The 21,695-nt window shown below is 44.8% G+C and carries 21 protein-coding genes and 1 tRNA gene; 12 read left to right on the top strand and 10 right to left on the bottom strand.

The genetic code is table 11. From position 1 onward, the window contains the following. Positions 1-62: 62 nt before the first annotated feature. The gene (locus tag HGT73_RS02815) at positions 63-470 is read left to right on the top strand and encodes an H-NS family histone-like protein (RefSeq protein ID WP_214212160.1); all 408 of its coding nucleotides are present in this window, start codon (positions 63-65) and stop codon (positions 468-470) included. 34 nt (positions 471-504) lie between these two features. Here HGT73_RS02815 and galU read toward each other — a convergent pair whose 3' ends face one another. Next, positions 505-1,404: a UTP--glucose-1-phosphate uridylyltransferase GalU gene (gene galU, locus HGT73_RS02810; RefSeq protein ID WP_214212159.1), complete on the bottom strand. Its 900-nt coding sequence runs from the start codon at positions 1,402-1,404 to the stop codon at positions 505-507. A gap of 136 nt (positions 1,405-1,540) precedes the next feature. Next, positions 1,541-2,548, bottom strand: coding sequence for a response regulator (locus HGT73_RS02805; RefSeq protein WP_214212158.1), 1,008 nt, complete (start codon positions 2,546-2,548; stop codon positions 1,541-1,543). A gap of 187 nt (positions 2,549-2,735) precedes the next feature. Between HGT73_RS02805 and HGT73_RS02800 the strand changes: the two genes are divergently transcribed. The 4 genes from HGT73_RS02800 (at position 2,736) to xthA (ending at position 5,202) form a co-directional block, all read left to right on the top strand. Next, on the top strand, positions 2,736-3,188 hold the full coding sequence (locus HGT73_RS02800) for a YchJ family protein (RefSeq protein ID WP_214212157.1): 453 nt from the start codon (positions 2,736-2,738) through the stop codon (positions 3,186-3,188). A 48-nt stretch (positions 3,189-3,236) separates the two neighbouring features. Next, positions 3,237-4,085 carry a formyltetrahydrofolate deformylase gene (gene purU, locus HGT73_RS02795; RefSeq protein WP_214212156.1) on the top strand — a complete coding sequence of 283 codons (849 nt, stop codon included), beginning with the start codon at positions 3,237-3,239 and terminating at the stop codon, positions 4,083-4,085. Between the two features lie 139 nt (positions 4,086-4,224). Continuing rightward, positions 4,225-4,309, top strand: a tRNA-Tyr gene (locus tag HGT73_RS02790). Positions 4,310-4,392: 83 nt separating this feature from the next. Next, entirely contained in the window at positions 4,393-5,202 is an 810-nt protein-coding gene (gene xthA, locus HGT73_RS02785; RefSeq protein WP_214212155.1) for an exodeoxyribonuclease III, read from the top strand. Here the strand turns inward: xthA and HGT73_RS02780 are convergent. Both HGT73_RS02780 and HGT73_RS02775 read right to left on the bottom strand, forming a co-directional pair. Further along, positions 5,199-7,109, bottom strand: a complete 1,911-nt coding sequence (locus HGT73_RS02780; RefSeq protein ID WP_214212154.1) for a DNA topoisomerase III — start codon at positions 7,107-7,109, stop codon at positions 5,199-5,201. The two genes, xthA and HGT73_RS02780, sit on opposite strands and share 4 nt — an antisense overlap. 89 nt (positions 7,110-7,198) lie before the next feature. Beyond that, positions 7,199-7,750: an NAD(P)H nitroreductase gene (locus HGT73_RS02775; RefSeq protein ID WP_214212153.1), complete on the bottom strand. Its 552-nt coding sequence runs from the start codon at positions 7,748-7,750 to the stop codon at positions 7,199-7,201. Positions 7,751-7,919: 169 nt separating this feature from the next. On the opposite strand from HGT73_RS02775, the gene sppA reads away from it, so the two are divergent. Next, a complete protein-coding gene (sppA, locus tag HGT73_RS02770; RefSeq protein WP_214212152.1) occupies positions 7,920-9,788 on the top strand; it encodes a signal peptide peptidase SppA in 1,869 nt (622 codons plus the stop codon). A gap of 97 nt (positions 9,789-9,885) precedes the next feature. Then, positions 9,886-10,896, top strand: coding sequence for an asparaginase (gene ansA, locus HGT73_RS02765; RefSeq protein WP_214212151.1), 1,011 nt, complete (start codon positions 9,886-9,888; stop codon positions 10,894-10,896). Between the two features lie 33 nt (positions 10,897-10,929). Here ansA and HGT73_RS02760 read toward each other — a convergent pair whose 3' ends face one another. Continuing rightward, a complete protein-coding gene (locus tag HGT73_RS02760; RefSeq protein ID WP_214212150.1) occupies positions 10,930-11,211 on the bottom strand; it encodes a YeaC family protein in 282 nt (93 codons plus the stop codon). A gap of 6 nt (positions 11,212-11,217) precedes the next feature. After that, positions 11,218-11,619 (bottom strand): peptide-methionine (R)-S-oxide reductase MsrB, encoded by a 402-nt coding sequence (gene msrB / locus HGT73_RS02755; RefSeq protein ID WP_214212149.1) that lies wholly within the window; start codon positions 11,617-11,619, stop codon positions 11,218-11,220. A gap of 224 nt (positions 11,620-11,843) precedes the next feature. Here msrB and gapA point away from each other — a divergent pair, with 224 nt between their 5' ends. Together gapA and HGT73_RS02745 are read left to right on the top strand one after the other, a co-directional pair. Then, complete coding sequence (gapA, locus tag HGT73_RS02750; RefSeq protein ID WP_214212148.1) at positions 11,844-12,842, top strand: glyceraldehyde-3-phosphate dehydrogenase; 999 nt, start codon at positions 11,844-11,846, stop codon at positions 12,840-12,842. 68 nt (positions 12,843-12,910) lie between these two features. After that, the gene (locus HGT73_RS02745) at positions 12,911-13,786 is read left to right on the top strand and encodes a D-hexose-6-phosphate mutarotase (protein WP_214212147.1); all 876 of its coding nucleotides are present in this window, start codon (positions 12,911-12,913) and stop codon (positions 13,784-13,786) included. 37 nt (positions 13,787-13,823) lie between these two features. Here the strand turns inward: HGT73_RS02745 and HGT73_RS02740 are convergent, their stop codons facing one another. Beyond that, on the bottom strand, positions 13,824-14,576 hold the full coding sequence (locus HGT73_RS02740) for a MipA/OmpV family protein (protein WP_214212146.1): 753 nt from the start codon (positions 14,574-14,576) through the stop codon (positions 13,824-13,826). A 247-nt stretch (positions 14,577-14,823) separates the two neighbouring features. On the opposite strand from HGT73_RS02740, the gene HGT73_RS02735 reads away from it, so the two are divergent. Next, positions 14,824-16,551 carry a potassium/proton antiporter gene (locus tag HGT73_RS02735; RefSeq protein WP_214212145.1) on the top strand — a complete coding sequence of 576 codons (1,728 nt, stop codon included), beginning with the start codon at positions 14,824-14,826 and terminating at the stop codon, positions 16,549-16,551. After that, positions 16,551-17,759 carry a multidrug effflux MFS transporter gene (locus HGT73_RS02730; protein ID WP_214212144.1) on the top strand — a complete coding sequence of 403 codons (1,209 nt, stop codon included), beginning with the start codon at positions 16,551-16,553 and terminating at the stop codon, positions 17,757-17,759. The genes HGT73_RS02735 and HGT73_RS02730 overlap by 1 nt, the downstream gene beginning before the upstream one ends. On the opposite strand, the gene alr is transcribed toward HGT73_RS02730, so the two are convergent. Both alr and HGT73_RS02720 read right to left on the bottom strand, forming a co-directional pair. Then, positions 17,746-18,831, bottom strand: a complete 1,086-nt coding sequence (gene alr, locus HGT73_RS02725) for an alanine racemase (RefSeq protein ID WP_214212143.1) — start codon at positions 18,829-18,831, stop codon at positions 17,746-17,748. The genes HGT73_RS02730 and alr overlap by 14 nt on opposite strands. Positions 18,832-18,850: 19 nt before the next feature. After that, positions 18,851-20,146, bottom strand: a complete 1,296-nt coding sequence (locus HGT73_RS02720) for a D-amino acid dehydrogenase (protein WP_214212142.1) — start codon at positions 20,144-20,146, stop codon at positions 18,851-18,853. 492 nt (positions 20,147-20,638) lie between these two features. Between HGT73_RS02720 and dsbB the strand changes: the two genes are divergently transcribed. Further along, a complete protein-coding gene (dsbB, locus tag HGT73_RS02715; protein WP_214212141.1) occupies positions 20,639-21,160 on the top strand; it encodes a disulfide bond formation protein DsbB in 522 nt (173 codons plus the stop codon). Between the two features lie 82 nt (positions 21,161-21,242). Here the strand turns inward: dsbB and HGT73_RS02710 are convergent, their stop codons facing one another. Then, positions 21,243-21,680 carry a YcgN family cysteine cluster protein gene (locus HGT73_RS02710; RefSeq protein WP_214212140.1) on the bottom strand — a complete coding sequence of 146 codons (438 nt, stop codon included), beginning with the start codon at positions 21,678-21,680 and terminating at the stop codon, positions 21,243-21,245. Positions 21,681-21,695: the final 15 nt, after the last annotated feature.

Below are 21,695 nucleotides of genomic sequence, written 5' to 3'. Positions count from 1 at the left end.
AAAGATTAAGTTTAGATAATACTATAAAAATTACTAATTAAATTTCCAAATGAGAATTTTTTATGAGTAATCAACTACTCACTCTGACCAGCCTCCGTCATCTGCGTGCTGAAGCGCGCAATTTTTCAGTCGAAACCCTCAATGACATTTTAGATAAATTCACGGCAATTGTTGAAGAGCATCGTGAAGAATCAGTCAGTGAGGGGGCTCAGGCCGCGGAACATGCTAAAAAACTCGATAAAATTCGAGAAATGATGTTATCCGAAGGTGTGGATATTAGTGAACTAATGGCTGAGGGCCCTGAGGTAGATGCTAAAAAGAATCCACGCCGTAAGCGACCAGCAAAATACCAATATACTGATCAGTCAGGTCATATTCAGACATGGACCGGCCAAGGGCGTACGCCAGTGGTGATTCAGCGTGCTTTATCACAAGGAGATACGTTGGAGAGTTTTTTAATTACAGATTAAAAAAACCGCCAACAATGTGGCGGTCTCTAGATACTTATTTAACGTTATTCGCTAACCAAGCTTTGAAGTCTTCACCAAGTACAGGGTGACGAATGCCATATTCAACAAATGCCTGCATATAGCCAAGCTTGTTCCCGCAGTCATGACTCACACCTTTCAGATGATAGGCTTCAACAGTCTCTTTTTCCATCATCATCGCGATAGAATCAGTCAATTGAATCTCACCACCAGCACCAGCAGGAGTCTTAGCAAGTAATGGCCAAATGTCTGCAGAGAGGACATAACGTCCCACAACCGCAAGGTTAGACGGCGATTCAGATGCCTTAGGTTTCTCGACAACACCCACCATTGGTGCACTATCACCCGGTTGTAATGTCGCACCTTGGCAATCTACGACACCATAAGCCGTCACGTCTTCAACCGGTTCAACCATGATTTGGCTATGACCTGTTGCTTCAAAGCGAGATAACATTTCTGCTAAGTTATCTTTCTGCGGATTAGATTCGTACTCGTCAATAATAACGTCAGGGAGGATAACCGCAAAAGGCTCATCGCCTACCACTGGATGTGCACACATCACTGCGTGACCTAACCCTTTCGCTTCACCTTGACGAACTTGCATGATGGTCACGTGAGGCGGACAAATGCTCTGTACTTCGTCTAAAAGTTGACGCTTAACACGTTTCTCCAGCATCGCTTCCAGTTCAAAGCTGGTATCAAAGTGGTTTTCAATCGAATTTTTAGATGAATGAGTCACTAACACAATTTCATTAATGCCCGCTGCAATACACTCGTTAACCACATATTGAATCAGTGGCTTATCGACCAAAGGCAACATCTCTTTGGGGATAGCTTTGGTTGCAGGTAGCATCCGTGTCCCTAAACCGGCAACAGGAATTACAGCTTTTCTAATTTTAGAAACGTGAGCAGACATCAAAAAAACCTCATTAATTTGGCGTTTAGCCAAGATATCCTTTGAAGAAATCAGATACTAGCATAACTTATATTAAGAAATATCCAGAAAAATAAAAATACTTTAGCGAATCAACACTATTCCTTGGCACTAAACATTAATGAAATCGTAGCCATAGTTTTCTTGGCCCATTCCACACTTCACATTCACCGCTGTTTAACACCAAACGTTGTTCTTCGCTAATATCATGGTAATAACGTCCTAATGCATTATCTTTATTTATCAGAGTATGCTGTTGTCCATGATGAATAACGCATGATAATCCGTTGTTGACGATTAAAAGATGCTCACGAAGACGATTATAGTAACCAATAACTAGAGGGTACTCCGCTTGTAATCCAGATTTTTTTAGTAACTGTTGAATATCATGAAGAACTGAATTCAAGGCGGGGAGCTTATCAGGCTGTGCAGCAATCTGCTGCTTAAGTAAATCATTAAAAAATGCACGAAGTAGCAAGGCGGCGACGGCACCGTATTCTCCTACCCACTCCGCATCAAAAATATAAAACCCAAATTCATGCTCAGATAACTCTGCGATATCAATAATTAAACCATTATTCTCGCTGGTATTGAGTTGTCGATAACCAACGTGGCAACCAGCGACTTTCAAATGTGCTGGGGGTTGTAGATTTCTGAGTAGTGCGAATGACTCTTCGGGATAAGTCATAAGATGATTCCATTCTTCTTGTAACTTATCGCTTTCATCAACACTAGAAGTAAACATATCTGGATAAACCGCCTCAAGAATGAGCGCTTTTAATGCACTAACATCGGTGAGTGGTTTTAAGATGACATCATAAACGCCTGCCCTCATGACTGCAGCAATGAGATTCACATCGTGTGTATCGGTTAGCGCGATAATCGGCGTTTGGATCGTTAATTCGTGTAATTGCCTAATAAGGGGAACGGCTGGAATATCTAATAGGTTAAGACCGCATATGATCAGAGTGACCTCATGTTGATCAACGAGATCTAGACCCTCTTCCCCACTGTTTGTTTGAATAACCTTTGCACCAGCATAGCCTAAGAACTCTGCCAGTACAGCATCACAGAGAGGGTCATCGTCAATGATGACTACAACCTTATCAGCTAAAAAATTTTCCACGCTTATCTACCTGTACTTTCATTTATACTACAGACTCCCTTTATTCTTCGTCGTGAGAGGAATGAAGGCAGCTTTAAAAAAATTGTAACTAGTATAGCTGAACTTTCTTGGCGCGTTAGTCAATGATAGCGAAATAAGAATGATTACTATGCGCCAACGTACTTTTTGAGGAAATATTGTGCACTTAATGCCGTGTCCCTGTGGAAGCCTTGAGCCTTTTGAACAATGTTGCCACCCTTTTTTAAAAGGAGAGCGTCATGCTTCAACCGCCGAACAATTGATGCGCTCACGCTACACTGCCTATTCGCAGTCGAACGTTCGCTATATCGTGAATACTTGGCACTCAACAACTCGCCCTGAAAATCTCGCGGCATTGCTCGAGCAAGACAGTGATTCAACACAGTGGCTGGGATTATCAGTTAATAGCAGCCATCAAGGCAAAGGCGCAGATGAAGCCTATGTGACTTTTTTTGCCCGCTATATCACTGGGCAACAACGTGCTTGGATTTATGAAACCTCACGCTTTATCCGTGAAAATAATCACTGGTATTATATTGACGGGGTTCATAAAATACCGGGGCGTAATGATACTTGCCCTTGTGGCTCACAAAAAAAATTCAAAAAATGCTGTGCGAATTAACGTCGAGTTATAGCACTTGCACTACGATGCAACACAGGATCAGCCTTAATGTTAGCAAAAAACATCGAACGAAAAATACTGCGTACTATCTGTCCAGATGCGAAAGGACTGATCGCAAAGATCACGAATATTTGTTACAAGCATGAATTAAATATCGTTCAAAATAACGAATTTGTTGATCACCGCACTGGCCGCTTCTTTATGCGTACAGAACTGGAAGGGATCTTTAATGACGCTACCCTGTTAGCCGACCTTGATGGCGCATTACCCAGCGGATCATTGCGTGAACTTCATGCTGCTGGACGCCGCCGCATTGTGATTATGGTGACACGTGAAGCACATTGCCTCGGTGATCTGCTTATGAAAAGTGCTTTTGGAGGGCTAGACGTTGAGATTGCGGCCGTAATTGGTAATCACAATACATTACAGTCACTGGTTGAACGCTTTGATATTCCTTTTATTCATGTTAGCCATGACGGACTCACCCGCGAAGCCCACGATACACAAATGGCCGACTGTATTGATCAGTATCAGCCGGATTATGTGGTATTAGCCAAATATATGCGTGTCTTAACCCCTGGGTTTGTTAAGCGATTCCCTAATCAAATTATCAATATTCACCATTCATTCCTACCCGCCTTTATCGGTGCACGTCCTTATCATCAAGCCTATGAACGTGGCGTGAAACTGATCGGTGCAACGGCCCACTACGTAAATGATAATTTAGATGAAGGGCCCATCATCATGCAAGATGTGATAAACATCGATCATAGCTACAGTGCAGAAGAGATGATTCGCGCGGGGAGAGATGTGGAGAAAAACGTGTTAAGTCGCGCCGTAGACAAAGTCCTTGCTCAACGTGTGTTTGTGTATGGAAATCGTACAATTATACTTTAGTTTCCATACACTGATTATAATTAAAACACTATTCGCACAAAAACATAGCAAACGATTGAAAATAAATGATTATCGCTTTACTCATTAACTCAGTTTGCTATTATCCGGCCACACTTTAACAGGTGTGGCTTAATCGTTAGGTGGGGTTCCCGAGCGGCCAAAGGGAGCAGACTGTAAATCTGCCGTCACAGACTTCGAAGGTTCGAATCCTTCTCCCACCACCATCTCAATTGATTCTTCTCTCATCCATGACATTCCTCTCAGATATCGTTACCATAATGAAAACTGAATGAATTAGGATGTCGACGTGAAATTTGTCTCTTTCAATATTAATGGCCTTCGTGCCCGCCCCCACCAACTTGCTGCCTTGGTAGAAAAACATCAACCTGATGTGATTGGTTTACAAGAAACAAAAGTCCACGATGATATGTTTCCTAAAGCAGACGTTGAAGCGTTGGGATATCACGTCTTTTATCATGGTCAAAAAGGCCATTACGGTGTGGCATTGATGACAAAAGTGCTTCCGACGAAGGTGCAAAAAGGCTTTATCAACGATGATGAAGATGCCCAACGGCGCATTATTATGGCTGATATTCCAACACCTTCAGGTGAAACCATAACTGTCATTAATGGCTACTTTCCTCAAGGGGAGAGTCGTGATCATCCCACTAAATTTCCTGCAAAACAGAAATTCTATGCTGATCTGAATGAGCACCTTATGACACAGCTCACCCCTGAACAGGCTGTATTAGTGATGGGGGATGTGAATATCAGTGTCACGGATAATGATATTGGTATTGGTGAGGTCAATCGCAAACGATGGTTAAAAACAGGGAAATGCTCATTTTTACCAGAAGAGCGTGAATGGATGAAAACGTTAATGCAGTGGGGCCTTACCGATACTTGGCGCAGAATTAACCCCACCGTCAATGACCAATTTTCTTGGTTTGATTATCGCTCAAAGGGTTTTGAAGATAATCGCGGGCTGCGTATTGATTTGCTCCTTGCCAGTCAGTCACTCGATGCCCGTCTTACCGCCAGCGGTATTGATTACTCGCTACGTGGAATGGAAAAACCCTCTGACCATGCTCCAGTTTGGTCCGAGTTCGATCTTTAACCCTTTTTAGCAACCCGCTTTTTATAAGCGGGTTTTGGTGGCGATTGCTTCGCCAGTTCTCGTAGAATGCGGGTGGGCGGTGCTTGCCGCGCATCACCGATCAGCTGATGCAGCGTTTGCTCTAGAGGCTGCATAAAATCCTGATACCGGTATTGTTTTTCGCTAATACGCGTTAATCGTGATTCCCAATGTGCCGTCATATCTGGAGCAGCAGAAGGCTGCGGTAAAGCATGAATAAGCCCGCGGCCGACAATAGTTGAATGGATGTAACGGCCCTTCTTTTCTAAAAAGCCACGCTTGAAGAGCAATTCAATGATGCCAGCACGTGTCGCTTCAGTACCTAAACCATCCGTGTCACGTAATACTTTTTTAAGGGCTTTATCTTGCACAAATCGAGCGATGCCAGTCATCGCCGAGAGTAATGTCGCATCGGTAAAGTGACGAGGTGGTTGAGTCTTTTTCGCTAAGACTTCTCCCCCTTCGCACAAAAGCTGATCACCTTTCGCAACAACTGGCAGTACAGCCCCCTCATTTTCTTCATCACGTTCTTTGGCACCGAGTAAAGCTCGCCAACCTGCACCTGAGAGAAAGCGTGCTTTCGCCACAAATTTCCCGCCTGCGATATCCAGCTCAATCACACATTTACGGTATTGGGCATCTTCAGCAAATTGCATCAAATATTGCCGAGCAATCAAGCCATAGATATTACGTTCCTGCTCCGTTAACGTCACATTAGCGCGTTTAGCGGTAGGAATAATCGCATGGTGGGCATCGACCTTCTTATCATCCCAACAACGATTGCGTCGATTAACATCAAGTTCAGCGGGTAAAGATTGATACTCGGGTAAGTGAGTTTGCAGTGCATCGATAACAGCGTGTCGTCCTGCAAAATGCTCGCTCGGTAAGTAACGACTGTCAGACCGAGGATAGGTAATTAATTTGTGTGTTTCATAGAGCTTCTGACAAATATCAAGAACCTGCTGGGCACCTAGCATAAAACGGCGCGCCGCTTCAATCTGAAGGCTAGATAACGAAAATGGTAGAGGCGCACTTTCATTCTCTGTTTTATTCTGGTAATCAATAACGTGAGCCGGTTGTTGAGTAATACGCGCGACAACATGATCCGCAAGACGTTGATTGACTAACCTGCCCTCCTCGTCTTGCCACCCTTCACAGGCTTCACTGGGTACCCAGGTAGCCGTGAACCGTTGTGTATCAGCAAGAACAAAGGCTTTTACCTCGAAAAAATCCTTTGCGACAAAGTTTTCAATTTCTTCATCACGACGCACCACTAGTCCTAACACGGGCGTTTGCACTCGACCGACCGATAGGACCCCCTCAAAGCCAGCTTGCCGACCAAATAAAGTATAAGCACGTGTCATATTGATACCATACAACCAATCGGCACGCGCTCTGGCCAGTGCTGAGATACAGAGTGGCGCAAATTCACTGTTATTACGCAACTGAGCGATGGCACGTGTCACCGCTTGTGGATTCAAATCGTTGATCAGGCAACGCTGTACCTGCTGGCGCTTTTCGGTGGGTAGGTTTAAGTAGTCGATCACTTCATCGACTAGTAACTGTCCTTCGCGATCAGGGTCACCCGCATGAACCACAACAGTTGCCTCGGTTAACAATTTACCAATTGTAGCGAGTTGTTTTTTAACATCGCTACGTGGCGTTAGTTGCCATTTTTCTGGAATGATCGGTAAATCGGCCAGTGTCCATCGCGCATAGCGCGGATCATACTGATCGGGCTGCGCCTGTTCCAATAGATGCCCCACACACCACGTCACGATGTCTTGCTGACCACATTGTATAAAACCGTCTCCACGACGGTGCGGTTTGGGAAGAACATCGGCGATGGCACGGGCTAGACTGGGTTTTTCCGCAATAAACACTCGCATAAAAAAAAAGAATTCCTAAATTTCAGTAAATAAAGCGGAACAATCCATTAGGGATTTCCTAATATTCTTACCGAGGCAATAAAGTCAGCTTAAAAATAGCGGGTATAAGGCGCCAAATGGATGGGCTGTACCGGAGATACTGCAGTAAATTGTGGGGTACCAAGATAAAGAAAGCCGACAATTTTATCATCGGAACGACAATCGAAAGTCTTGCGTACCATTGGATGATCAGTCCACGCACCTGAACGCCAAATCCCATTAAATCCTTGCGCTTGGGCAGCCATTTGCATAGCCATTACGGCGCACCCTGCACTCACCACTTGTTCCCACTCTGGGACTTTATGGTTCACTTGGCAACGAGCGATCACAGTAATAATTAGTGGGGCGCGATACGGTGCTTTCGTTGCCTTTTCAATAGCTTTATCGTCCAGTTGATCCGCTATCGCAGCTTGGCGCAATACTTCACTGAAGCGGTCTAATCCTTCACCCGTTATTAACGAAAACGACCAGGGTTTCAATGCACCGTGATCGGGCGCACGTGCGCCAGCTTGAAGTATGTTCTCTAGCACGTCACCTTGCGGTGCTGGCTCGGTCAATCGAGACACTGAACGGCGCTGTAATAGTAACTCTAATGCGTCCATAATACTCCCCTCTAACGGTGGTGGTTTAGTGAAGTCTGACATAACAACAGGCTTTGTAACAGTATTTGATGATTAACTGCTGACTTTTCATCCTTGTCTATTTAGGATAGGCGACAAGTCTTTCTTTGGACCATCTAACTATTAGATTTTATTAAATAATGGAGAGTTTATGCGCACTGCGTGGCGAATAATAGTCAGAGTTATCAGTAGTCTCTGGCGTGTCATCAATTTTGTGAGAGAGTGTATTCTTAATCTTTTCTTACTTGTCATCATTTTAGTCGGTATTGCCGTATGGGGATTAGTCTCTCACGACACGACAACACCGCGCACATTGAATACGTCCCAAGCGTTAGTCCTTAATCTTGATGGCATTATTGTCGAACAGCCTTCTCAAGATAAGAAAATCAGCAAGTTGATTGGGCAAGAGTTTCTTGGTAGTAACAGTAAACTTCGTCAAGAAAATCCTCTTTTCGACTTAGTTAAAGCCATCCGCCAAGCTAAAGAAGATAAATCGATTACCGGCATCGTGTTAGATCTGCATAATTTTGCAGGTGGAGATCAACCTTCTCTCAATTATATTGGTCAAGCTCTGCAAGAATTTAAATCCTCTGGTAAACCCATCTACGCTTATGGGGATAATTATTCACAAGCACAATATTACCTTGCCAGTTATGCCGACCATCTTTACCTCTCGCCACTCGGCGCTGTAGACCTACACGGTATGGCAACCAATAATCTCTACTTTAAAACCTTATTAGATAATCTCAAAGTTTCATCGCATATTTTTCGAGTGGGTACGTATAAATCAGCAGTTGAACCATTCTTACGCGATGATATGTCGCCCGCTGCGCGCGATGCTGATACACGCTGGATTACCCAACTGTGGCAAGGCTATTTAACAACCGTTTCCGCTAACCGTAAAATTACCCCTCAACAGCTCTTCCCCGGTGCTGAGGCGATCATTGCGGCCTTACAAGCAAATGGGGGGAATAGCGCGCAATATGCAGTAGATGCTCATCTCGTTGATGGATTGAAAACGCACGCAGATGTTGAGCAACTGCTTACTGATAAATTCGGGTGGGACAACCAACAGAAATCCTTTAAGCAAATCAGTATTTATGATTATACCAGCCCCTCAAAAGCGTTAGATGATAAACCGAACATCGCAGTGATCGTCGCAAATGGTGCGATTATGGATGGACCGGCTAGTGATGGAAATGTTGGCGGGGAAACCACCGCACAACAAATTAGAGAAGCCCGTCTCGATCCAGAAATTAAAGCAATCATACTGCGTGTAAATAGCCCAGGAGGAAGTGTTACTGCCTCGGAACAGATTCGCGAAGAACTGATGGCCGTTAAAAAAGCAGGAAAACCTATAGTAGTGTCAATGGGTGGGCTTGCCGCCTCTGGCGGTTACTGGATCTCAACACCGGCTGACTTTATCATTGCGAGCCCTACGACGCTGACTGGCTCTATCGGTATTTTTGGCGTCATCAATACGGTTGAGAACACCTTAGGGACTATTGGCGTTCATACTGATGGGGTATCGACCTCTCCATTAGCCGATATATCAATGACTAAAGCACTCCCAGAATCCGTGACACAGATGATGCAACTAACGATCGACAACGGCTATCACAACTTTGTAAATCTGGTCGCACAATCTCGCCATATGACGCCAGAGCAAGTGAACGCAATTGCTCAAGGACATGTATGGACAGGTGAAGATGCGAAACAAAATGGCCTAGTCGATGCACTGGGTAATTTTGATGATGCCGTCAATAAGGCTCAATCCCTAGCCCATTTACAGAAAGCCTCTTTAAAATGGATACAAGAAGATCCAACGTGGGTCGATGCTTTACTTTCACAGATGCAAGTCAGCGCGGCCGCGCGTTTACCCGATCAAATTAAAGCATGGCTACCAGCCCCGTTAGCTGAAGTTATGACGAAAGTTCAGCAACAACCAGGTCTTTTGAATCAACAAACCGATCCGCAAAACCGTTATGCATGGTGCATTAATTGTGGGGTCATTAACTAACCTTCACAGCCCGATATTCGTCGGGCTGTATTTCTTTGCCTGAAGTTTCTATACTCCAGCACTCATTTTGATTTATTACCGCTATCTGGTGTTAGCTATGCAGAAAAAAAATATTTATGTCGCCTACACAGGCGGAACTATTGGTATGCAACGTTCCGCACACGGGTATATTCCTGTGTCTGGACACTTACAGCACCAACTAGAGCTGATGCCTGAGTTTCATCGTCATGAAATGCCTGCTTTTAAAATTCATGAATATACCCCACTGATGGACTCTTCTGATATGACACCAGAAGATTGGCAAGTGATCGCGAATGATATCCGCGATCACTACCATGAATATGATGGTTTTGTCATTTTGCATGGTACTGACACGATGGCTTTTACTGCCTCAGCACTCTCTTTCATGCTTGAGAACTTAGGTAAGCCGGTTATTGTGACAGGGTCACAAATTCCTTTAGCCGAACTGCGTTCAGACGGGCAGCAAAACTTACTCAATGCACTCTATGTCGCCGCAAATTTTCCGATTAACGAAGTAGGACTGTTCTTTAATAACACCTTATTTCGGGGCAATCGTACGACAAAAGCCCATGCTGATGGCTTTAATGCTTTCGCATCGCCCAATCTCTCGCCCTTACTCGAGGCGGGAATTCACATTAAAAAACTCAATACCCCGCCGGCGCCGGTTCAACAAGGTTCATTAATTGTTCATCCCATTACCCCTCAACCCATTGGGGTCGTCACTATCTATCCAGGGATCTCGCCTGATGTCGTCAGTAACTTTCTACGCCAACCGGTTAAAGCGCTAATTTTACGCTCTTATGGTGTGGGTAATGCCCCGCAGTCTCAGGCATTTATTAGTGTTCTAGCGCAAGCGCATGCACGGGGTATTGTCGTGGTGAATCTCACACAATGTATGTCAGGAAAAGTGAATATGGGCGGGTATGCTACAGGAAATGCCCTTGAACAAGCAGGGGTAGTCAGTGGTAGCGATTTGACCGTTGAAGCAGCGTTAACGAAATTACATTATTTGCTTTCGCAACCGTTACCTGTCGAGGAAATTCGGGAGCTAATGCAACGTAACCTACGTGGCGAATTAACCGAATAACGTTCATTAGGGTGCTTAGGGCACCCTATTCCCTTAATCGAGCTGAATTCGAGTCACATCGTCCTCAATACCAAACTCTTCTTTAAGTTGTCTTTTGCTTTTCATTACCATCTCACCGCCTTTCGCCACAGACATATGTTGCGGGTTATCATTATGACGGGCCTGCCACAGTAAAACGAGCTGGAGGGTATGTGCTTTTTGGCTGGGCGTTAAAGCAACACCATCCGGCCATTTTCCTGTTTCTGTCGCAAGGACTAAGCGTTGATAAACCTCTGGGGTCATTTCGGCTAGAATTCGATGAAGATCGTGGCTCATAGCAGCTTATCCTTTCGTTTGATGGCCTGCTGCATCAGTAAAGTTTAAAGATGCTGAGTTTACACAATAACGCTCACCGCTTGGCTGCGGTCCATCGGGAAAAACATGGCCAAGGTGCGCGTCACATTGCCCGCAGCGGATCTCAATACGGTGCATGTTGTGGCTGGTATCATCCAAATAGCGTATTGCTTCATCCGACACAGGTTGATAGAAACTCGGCCAGCCACAGCCTGAATCGTACTTGGTCTCGGAATAAAACAAGGGGGCGTGGCAAACAATACAATGATAGTAACCTTCTTGCTGGTTATGCAGTAAAGCCCCCGTAAAGGGCGGCTCTGTTCCCCGTTCTTGCGTCACGTAGCGCTGCATTTCATTAAGAGAAGACAAAGACGATGGATCATTGCTCATAATAGGTTCCACGAGAAGTGTCAGAGTCATCATTATAATAAATTCGCCAGAAATCGGTGTTTTTTTTAGAGCTCTTTCGCTCTGCATCTGTAAAAATATTCACTATGCAAAGAGATAAGAATTGATTTCCTACAGGAATTGACACGATTAAGCTTGACGTATGAGGCGGTTTTTGTAATTTTACTGCCAACCTTTTATTCACTATCAAATAGCTGGTGGAATATATGACTATCAAAGTAGGTATCAACGGTTTTGGCCGTATCGGTCGCATTGTGTTTCGTGCTGCTCAACAACGTTCAGACATCGAAATCGTCGCGATTAACGATCTGTTAGACGCAGAATATATGGCTTATATGCTGAAGTATGACTCTACTCACGGTCGTTTCGACGGTACAGTAGAAGTCAAAGACGGCGCACTCATTGTAAACGGCAAAAAAATCCGTGTTACCAGCGAAAAAGATCCAGCTAATCTGAAGTGGAATGAAGTCGGTGTTGACGTCGTGGCAGAAGCAACCGGTATCTTCTTGACTGACGAAACCGCGCGTAAACACATCGCTGCTGGTGCGAAAAAAGTCGTATTGACCGGCCCGTCTAAAGACGATACCCCAATGTTTGTTCGTGGTGCTAACTTCGACAAATACGAAGGACAAGACATCGTTTCTAACGCATCATGTACCACTAACTGCTTAGCGCCGTTAGCAAAAGTGATCAACGATAACTTCGGTATTGTTGAAGGTCTGATGACGACAGTCCACGCGACAACCGCAACCCAAAAAACTGTTGATGGTCCTTCTCACAAAGATTGGCGTGGTGGTCGTGGTGCAAGCCAAAACATCATCCCATCATCAACGGGTGCGGCTAAAGCCGTTGGTAAAGTGTTACCAGAACTGAATGGTAAATTAACCGGTATGGCGTTCCGTGTACCGACGCCTAACGTATCTGTCGTCGATTTAACCGTTCGTTTAGAGAAGAAAGCCTCTTACGCAGAAATTTGTAACACTATCAAAGCGGCTTCTGAAGGCGCAATGAAAGGTGTTTTAGGTTTTACTGAAGATGAAGTCGTTTCTACCGATTTCAATGGCGAAACCTTGACTTCAGTCTTTGATGCGAAAGCAGGTATCGCACTGAACGATAACTTTGTAAAACTGGTTTCATGGTATGACAATGAAACAGGTTACTCTCACAAAGTTCTTGATTTGATTGCACTGGTTGCATCTAAATAAATCAATTCCTATTGTGAGTAAGGGCGACTTCGGTCGCCCTTTTTTTTACTCTTTTTAAGGAGACACTTATGACGTCAGGGCTGTTTACACTACCCGTAGTAGAACAACTCTCTTCCTCTATATCGCTACGAATCCACGATGAATTACGGCTCCTGGTGATCACTCACCCTGAATTTCAAGCAGCTTTTTCGTTACAGGGGGGGCAGTTGATTGCATGGCAACCTCATGGTAAGGCGCCAATCATTTGGTTAAGTGACAAAACATCATTCGCACAAGGTAAAGCTATTCGCGGCGGTGTACCCATTTGCTGGCCTTGGTTTGGCCCAGCCGGTAAACCTTCACACGGTTTTGCTAGAACCGCAGAATGGACGCTTACACATACTGAAGAGTCTGCGCAGGAGGTAACCTTGTCAATGGTGCTTAAGCAATCGGCACAGACCTTAGCACTATGGCCTCACGATTTTACCCTTACTTTAACCGCTACCCTCTCGGCGCAAGCGTGTAAATTGACCTTAACGATTTTGGGTGATGTTGAGAGCACAGCCGCCCTACACAGCTATTTCCACGTGGCCGACAGTGAAAAAATTGCCGTCAGTGGGTTAGGGGAAACTTTTATTGATAAAGTTGAAAACAACCGTGTCAGTACGCAACAAGGCGTACAAACTTATCATAATGAAGTCGACAGAATTTTTACTCATCCTGACAGCGAGTCAGTCATTGACGACCCTCTATTAGGCCGAGCGATTCATTTGCATCATGCTGGAAATAGTGACGTTGTCACGTGGAACCCCGGTACCACGTTATCTCAATCAATGACTGATATGAGTGATGATGGATATAAGACGATGGTCTGTGTAGAAACGGCACGGATCCAACAGCCCTTTATCACGACGTCAACGTCACCGGCTACATTGAGTGTCACAATAACTCCGCATTATCGCTAATATCAGGCTCTCCCAATAAGCTTGGGAGAGCCTTAACTTAGAATTGGTAATTCACACCTGTCCAAATGGTGGTTTGCCCAGATTTATCAACCATCGGACTATGTTTGATTTCTTTATCAAAGTGGGTATAACGGGCACCAGCTTCAATAGACCAGTCACGCGTTAGCGCATAAGTGGCGCTAACATCAATATAAGGTGACCAGCTATCGTCAGCCTTGTAACGACTGATACTGGTACGACGCGACTCACTCCCTGATACACCATAATAATAATTCGTTTGATTCTTGCTTTGCCACGTCACCCCGGCACCCGGAAGAATAGCCAGCGCACCAAATTGTAACGGGTAACGATAGTTGGTGTCCCAAACTACGCCATTGCTTTCATTTAATACATCACCGGTTAATGCGGTCCTGAACAATCCCCAGTTTGCTTGATGGGTCCACTCGCCTCCCATCATCATTGTGAGATGACGCTTATCCAGCCCTTGCATTGCACTATTATGAGCGCGATGTGGACTGAAATACTGCCCCGTAGTGTTCGCAATGAGGGAAAATTGATCCATTTCGCCGTGGTAAAGGTAATAGCCTCCTTCTACCCCGTGGAAGAAGATATTCTCATCTTGGTAATTAATTAAGGGAACAGGGACAGTACGATCTTTTGTACTGTGATACGGTGACTGTGACCATAGCGTTGCGAGGCCAAGTGTCAGCGGTTGTGCAAAAAGGGGTTGCGAGGCGCAAAGACTGACACCGGCTAAAGAAGCGATTAATACAAATTGTTTTTTTAACATATAGACATCCTGAGACAACTGACTTCCATAAAGTTATGTGATGAACGATTATTTTAACTAATTATTCTAGTCCATTACTGCGAATAAAATGCGAATAACGATGATGACACTTTTTTTCTGCCATCATTGCTTCAATACCCTGTTAAATAGGGCTATTCTTATTCTTTAACAGTCTATAACTATCATAAACATGATACAGAATATGAAATACTCCCATTAATTTAGCTGCAATCAGGAATGAGTCAGTATGGATTCAATTACAATCAACAATTTGTTTATTATTGGCTCAATATTAGTCGCGGCCAGTATACTGCTTAGCTCATTTTCCTCGAAACTAGGCATTCCTATCTTAGTTATCTTTCTTGTGCTTGGTATGCTCGCAGGTGAGCAAGGACTAGGGGGCATTGTTTTTAATAATTATCCCGTTGCCTACTTGGTCTCGAATCTCGCTTTAGCTGTTATTTTGTTAGACGGTGGGATGCGTACCAGTGTCAGTTCAATCCGTATTGCGCTATGGCCTTCTCTATCCTTGGCCACGATAGGCGTACTGATTACCGCAGGCTTAACTGGATTAATCGCTGTAGTCCTGTTCCATCTCGACCTGATGCAGGGGTTTCTCATTGGCGCCATCATCGGTTCAACGGATGCGGCGGCAGTGTTCTCATTGATCGGCGGAAAAGGACTAAATCAACGTGTGAGTTCAACCTTAGAAATTGAGTCAGGCAGTAATGACCCCATGGCCGTTTTTTTAACAGTCACCTTGATTGAGATGATACAGCAGCACCAACACGCTATCGATATGGGATTTCTGGTGCACCTACTGCGCGAATTTGGGCTCGGTATCATTTTTGGGCTTTTAGGGGGCATCACTCTTCAGCAATTAATTAATCGTATTACTCTTCCTGCTGGACTCTACCCACTTCTTGCGGTGAGTGGTGGGATACTCGTCTTTGCCCTAACCGCATCGCTGGAGGGAAGTGGTATCCTCGCCGTGTATTTAACGGGCTGTTGGTTAGGCAACAATGGTATTCGTAACCGTACAGGCATCACACAGATTTTCGACGGGCTAGCATGGTTAAGCCAAATTGGGATGTTTATCGTTTTAGGATTACTTGTTGTTCCCAGTGACCTTTGGAAAATCGCCTTGCCCGCGCTGCTCCTAGCATTATGGTTAATTTTCATTGCACGCCCCATCTCGGTCTTTGCCGGCCTGCTTCCTTTTAAAAGTTACACCTTACGTGAACGATTTTTTATTAGTTGGGTAGGATTACGTGGCGCAGTACCCATTATTCTCGCGGTATTTCCTATGATGGCTGGTCTGGACAACGCCCCGCTCTACTTTAACATTGCTTTTTTTGTGGTGATGGTCTCGTTGATCTTACAAGGAAGTTCCCTTTCCTTCGCCGCAAAGTTTGCCAAAGTCATTGTACCCCGTACTGTTTTTCCTTTTCAGAGAAACAGTCTCGATATTCATCCTGATAGCCCTTGGGAGCAATATGTCTATCAATTAGGCGCTGAAAACTGGTGTATTAATGCACCATTAAGAGAGCTTAAAATGCCGGAGCATACACGTATTACTGCCTTATTTCGCGATAATGTCTTGATGCACCCTCGCGGTTCAACTCGTCTTCGTGAAAATGATATTCTCTGCGTTATCGGTCGAGAGCGTGATCTTAACGCATTAGGAAACATGTTTAGTCAAACACCGCCCGTCGATCTCGACCAACGCTTTTTTGGTGATTTCATTCTTGATGGTCAAGCCTCACTAGAACAAGTTGCCTCGGTCTACGGATTGACGTTAAATAGTCATGATATCGGTGCCATGAGTTTAGCTCAATTGTTAGTCGAAAAATTGGGGCGTAACCCTGTGGTTGGCGATGCACTGCGCTGGTCAGCAGTATTGTTGACCGTTGCGGAAAAAAATGACGATACGATTTCACGTGTCGGTTTACGTATTTTAGAAGAAGATGAGTAATGATATCCCCACGCTATTTTATTGCTTTACTATTAAGCCTAGTGCTGTTATCCCCGCTAGGCATTGACTTGTTCCTGCCCACCCTGCCACAAATCGCGAGTGGATTAAAAACCTCCGTCAGTCATATACAATTAACTATTCCGCTATTTTTACTGGTCATGGGAGTGGGGCAATTGATTTCAGGTCCCTTAGTGGACAATTACGGGCGAAAACCGATCGCTATACTGGGGTTGATCCTGTATTTAATTGGCTGTGCTGGGGCGGCTATGGCTACAAACTGGCCACTATTTTTGATAGCCCGAGTGATTCAAGGTATGGCGGTATGCTGTACTGCCGTGGTCGCCTTTAGCGGTGTCCGCGACCGTCTTGCTGGAGATGATGCCGCGCGAGCTTATAGCTTCCTTAATGGTTCACTAAATATTGTCCCGGCACTTGCACCGCTTTTAGGCGGAATGCTCGCCCAGTATTGGGGATGGCGTGCCCCTTTTGGCTTTCTCTTTCTCTACGCATTAGTATTGATGATCGTGGTTCACTATGGATTACCTGAGACCCGACCTCCCGGGACACTAAAAAGCGCCCTATTTCCGGCCCGTACCTATGGCCAAATCGTTAAAAAGCCCGCATTTCTCGCCTTTACTTTTTCGATCGCCGGCGCATTAGGCATGGTATTAACCTATGTCTCGCTCGCACCAATGGTTTTAATGGAACAAGCCCGGTTATCTCCCTTAAGCTTTTCCCTTATCTTTGGCGGAAATGGGTTATGGATTATGCTGATGAGCGCGGTAGCAAATCGCATGATCCCGCGATGTGGTCGGCCCTTCTGTCTGTTGATAGGCGCTTTATCCATGCTTATGGCTGGCATGGTGATTGTTATTGAGCCCTATTTACTCGCGCCATCGGTTCTCTCACATTGGTTAAGCTATATGTTACCTGTGGCACTCTCTGTAGCAGGGCTCGCCTTTATTATGGGGCCTGCCACCAGCTATGCATTAGCACCTTTCCAGAATAATGCGGGTGTTGCCTCAGCGCTACTTGGGTTTATCCAAATGTCAGGGGGAGCTGGTGGCAGCTTACTGGTGTTATTACTGCCTTTATCCCCCTATGCTGCTCTTGGACTCATGATGTTGATCAGTGGCTTATTGTCGACACTTGCTTGGTTAACCAGCTTAAAAATTAAAGGGACCTTAACATCCATTAATTCTCATTAGCCGTCACACTAAAGGGTACCCGTTGTGTTACCGCTGTCAGTAACTCGTACCCTAGCGTTCCTGCTACTGCACCAACAGTATCCACGGGGAGTTGTGCTCCCCATAATTCAACCGGAGTGCCAATTGTGGCCTCAGGACAATGCGTTAAATCAACCATCATCATATCCATAGAGATAGTTCCAACCGTATGGCAATGTTTACCGGCTACGATGACGGGGGTTCCCGATGGCGCATGCCGAGGATAACCGTCAGCATAGCCACAGGCAATGACACCAATACGTTGCGTTGTGGTGGTGCTATATCGATGGCCGTAGCCAATGCCCTCGCCAGGTGCGACTTCTTGTATCGCGATAATTTCGCTGCTCAGTGTCATGACTGGGCGTAAACCGAAGCCAGCAATATCTTCAGAGCGACCACTGGGGGAAGCTCCATATAAGATGATACCGGGTCGTATCCATTGATGATGAGTGCCAGGATGCCATAATGTCGCGGCAGAGTTGGCATAACAACGCGGAGCATTCAGCATCGACGTGGCCAAATCGAGACGACGTAGAGGTTCCCTCATCTGCATCTCCCCCTCATCGGCACTCGCAAAATGCGACATCAAAGTGACCTTTCCTACTGAAGGTAACGCAGACAGTTGTTGCCAAACAGTGGCGACATCATCAGGTGAAAAACCTAATCGATTCATTCCATTATTGATCTTCAAATAAACCGATATCGGTTTTTTCGCTGCGAAATTTGCTAAGGCTTCAACTTGCCAATAACTGTGAACCGCAACCGTTAATTGATAGGCTTCAATTAGGGAGAGGTCATAAGGCTTAAAAAATCCTTCCAACAACAATATTGGCTGCGTAATACCCGCTTCACGCAAGAAAATTGCCTCTTCATAATTAAGTAAAGCAAACCCATCAGTTGAAGATAACGCTGAAAAACAACGAGCTAGACCATGCCCATAAGCATTAGCCTTCACAACACTCCAGACATTGGCGCTAGGGGCTAACTGTTTCACTGTGTACAAATTATGGCGCAGGGCTGCGGTATTGACAGTTGCCTTTATCGGCCTAGACATCGTTGGGATACTCCTTGAATCAGCCTATTAATGACTGTGCATGTCGCTTTTGTGTTTCAAAACCAGGTAGATAACGATAAACCGATAAATCATCGGCGGCAATATCCGTCTTACGTCCAGAGATAATATCTGCAATTAGCCGTCCTGAACCACAGGCCATTGTCCACCCTAGCGTGCCATGACCGGTGTTAATAAAGAGGTTATTGATCGGGGTTTTCCCAACAATTGGCGTACCATCGGGAGTCATCGGTCGTAAGCCTGTCCAATAATTGACTTCTGCCAACGATACTGAATTAGGATAAAGGTCATTGACCACCATCTCCAATGTTTCTCGCCGAGCCATAGGAAGTTTGCTGTTAAAACCCACAATCTCAGCCATCCCCCCAACACGGATACGTTGGTCAAAACGAGTTACTGCGACCTTATAAGTTTCGTCGAGTACCGTAGAAACTGGCGCGCATGTTTCATCTATAATTGGGAGTGTGATGGAATACCCTTTGAGCGGATAAACAGGCACGTCGACGAGTCCTTTGAGTAATTGAGTCGACCAGCTACCGGCAGCAACTAAATAACTATCCGCATTAAGTAAGGCACCATTTGCCATTACTGAGACAATACGATTACCTTCAACATTAATCCGCTCAACATTCTGATGATAAAGGAAGGTAACACCCGCCTGTTCCGCCATATGCGCTAAATGTTGAGTGAACATTTTACAATCACCGGTTTCATCATTCGGCAATTGAAGTCCCCCCGTCAGTTTATCAAGGCTATAAATTAAACCCGGTTCAACAGAGGTAAGTTGCTCTTTCTCTAGTAAATTAAATGGTACGCCCGCGTCTTGCAGTACTTTAATATCTTTCGTAGCACTTTCAAACTGTTGGGCGGTGCGAAAAAGTTGTAGCGTGCCCCCTTGTCGCCCCTCGTAGGCAATATCGGTTTGCTGACGTAACGCGCGTAAACTGTCTCGGCTATATTCGGCGATTCTTACCATTCGCGCTTTATTCTGTTGATAATGATCCAGCGTACATTGCTGTAACATCGACCACATCCAAGATAATTGGAAACGCGAACCATCTGGGCGAATCGCAAGCGGTGCATGTTTCTGAAACATCCATTTTATCGCTTTAAGTGGGATACCCGGTGCTGCCCAAGGGGCCGCATAACCAGGGGAGATTTGTCCCGCATTACCGGCACTGGTCTGCATCGCTGTACCCGAACATTTTTCTAGCACAGTCACTTCATGACCCGCTGCCGCAAGATACCAAGCACTTGTCACCCCGACGACACCGCCACCCACAATGAGTACTCGCATAATCCCCCCTAGTAGTATTATTCTCTTTATCTTCTTGTAGACACAGATCAAATATCTAAAAGCTAATAGTAAATTTATAGCGAGTATTGGACGTTATTTTCAACTAAAAAAATAATAATAAAAATGTATAATCGAAAACATAGTTTTTTATTCTATTTTTATCGCAGAAAAATTTTATAAATTTGTTTTTTGGTTATTTTATATTCAAAACCAATCATTAAATAATGCAAATTACCAAAAATAACTATTAGGATTTATTGCTGGTTTAATTAAATTTAATAGCATTAACCACCAGAATTCTACGCTGGTATAGAGATGAGATCCCGCACTACCACAGCTAAGGGTCACGTGATGACTAAAACACGCCTCAACCTGCATTTATGCTCATCGTTTAGCACTGAGTTAGTCATCGGCCACTCGGTGAGATAGGATTCATGGCTGTTTTTTGCTACTATCCCTAATAATATTTCCCTCTTCACCTACAGGAACGTTATGCTACGGAAATTGAAACTGTTCTCTTTTCACCGAGGCGCTTGGTTGTTGCTTGCAGCTGGGGTACTGGTCTTAGAACTGACTGCATTGGGTTTTCAATATTATCTTGATCAAAAGCCGTGTGTGCTCTGTGTGTATCAACGGGCTGCGCTCGCAGGACTTTTATTGGCCGCCTTAGTCGGCGCAATCGCGCCCAAAACACCTTTACGCCTCGTTGCAATCATCGGCTGGTTAGTAGCCGCGGAAAAAACATTCACCCTTGCTTGGGAACAAACACAATTACAGCTCCACCCACCTCTGTTTGCCACCTGTGACTTTTTTCCAAGATTTCCGCAATGGTTACCGTTAAACCATTGGTTCCCTGCCATCTTTACGCCGACTGGCAATTGTATGGACAAAGGTTGGGAGTTGTTATCAATGACCATGGCACAATGGTTGGTGGGGATAAGTGCGGGATTATTTTTAATCGGACTGCTAGTACTCGTAGTGCAAATGCCTTGTCCGAGAAAGAACAAAGGCTGATTCACTCATACCACGCTAAATGAACAGTCCCTCATAGGCGATTCTCTGCGTTGAGGGGCTGTTCATGTATATAAGAGATTTATTATTCTATATTAGGAATAATGTGATCTTCCCAATTACGTACTTCGCTCTCTCTCACCGCAATATGCCTAACAGAAATACGTTGTGCATGCATCGCTTTTGCTGAACCCACTTTCAATGGGTGCCAAGCCGGTAAATCCTGACCTTCAGCCAGCAGTCGATAGCTACATGTCCTCGGGAGCCATGAGAAAGTAGGTAAGTTTTCCCGAGTCAGTTTGATACAGTCAGGTTCATAGGCAAAACGATTCTCGTAATGGCGACACTGACAGGTTTTTATATTGAGTAAATTGCAGGCGACATTGGTGAAATAGATTTCGTCAGTATCGGCATCTTGTAGTTTATTTAAACAACATTGACCACAGCCATCACAGACTGACTCCCATTCACTATCACTCATTTGCTCAAGACTTTTTGTTTGCCAAAAAGGAAGCATTGTCATAAATAAATCCAATAA

It is taken from the genome of Rosenbergiella australiborealis, assembly GCF_018494035.1.
GTDB classification, from domain to species: Bacteria; Pseudomonadota; Gammaproteobacteria; order Enterobacterales; family Enterobacteriaceae; genus Rosenbergiella; species Rosenbergiella australiborealis.
This window is presented reverse-complemented; position numbering and strand designations above follow the sequence as displayed.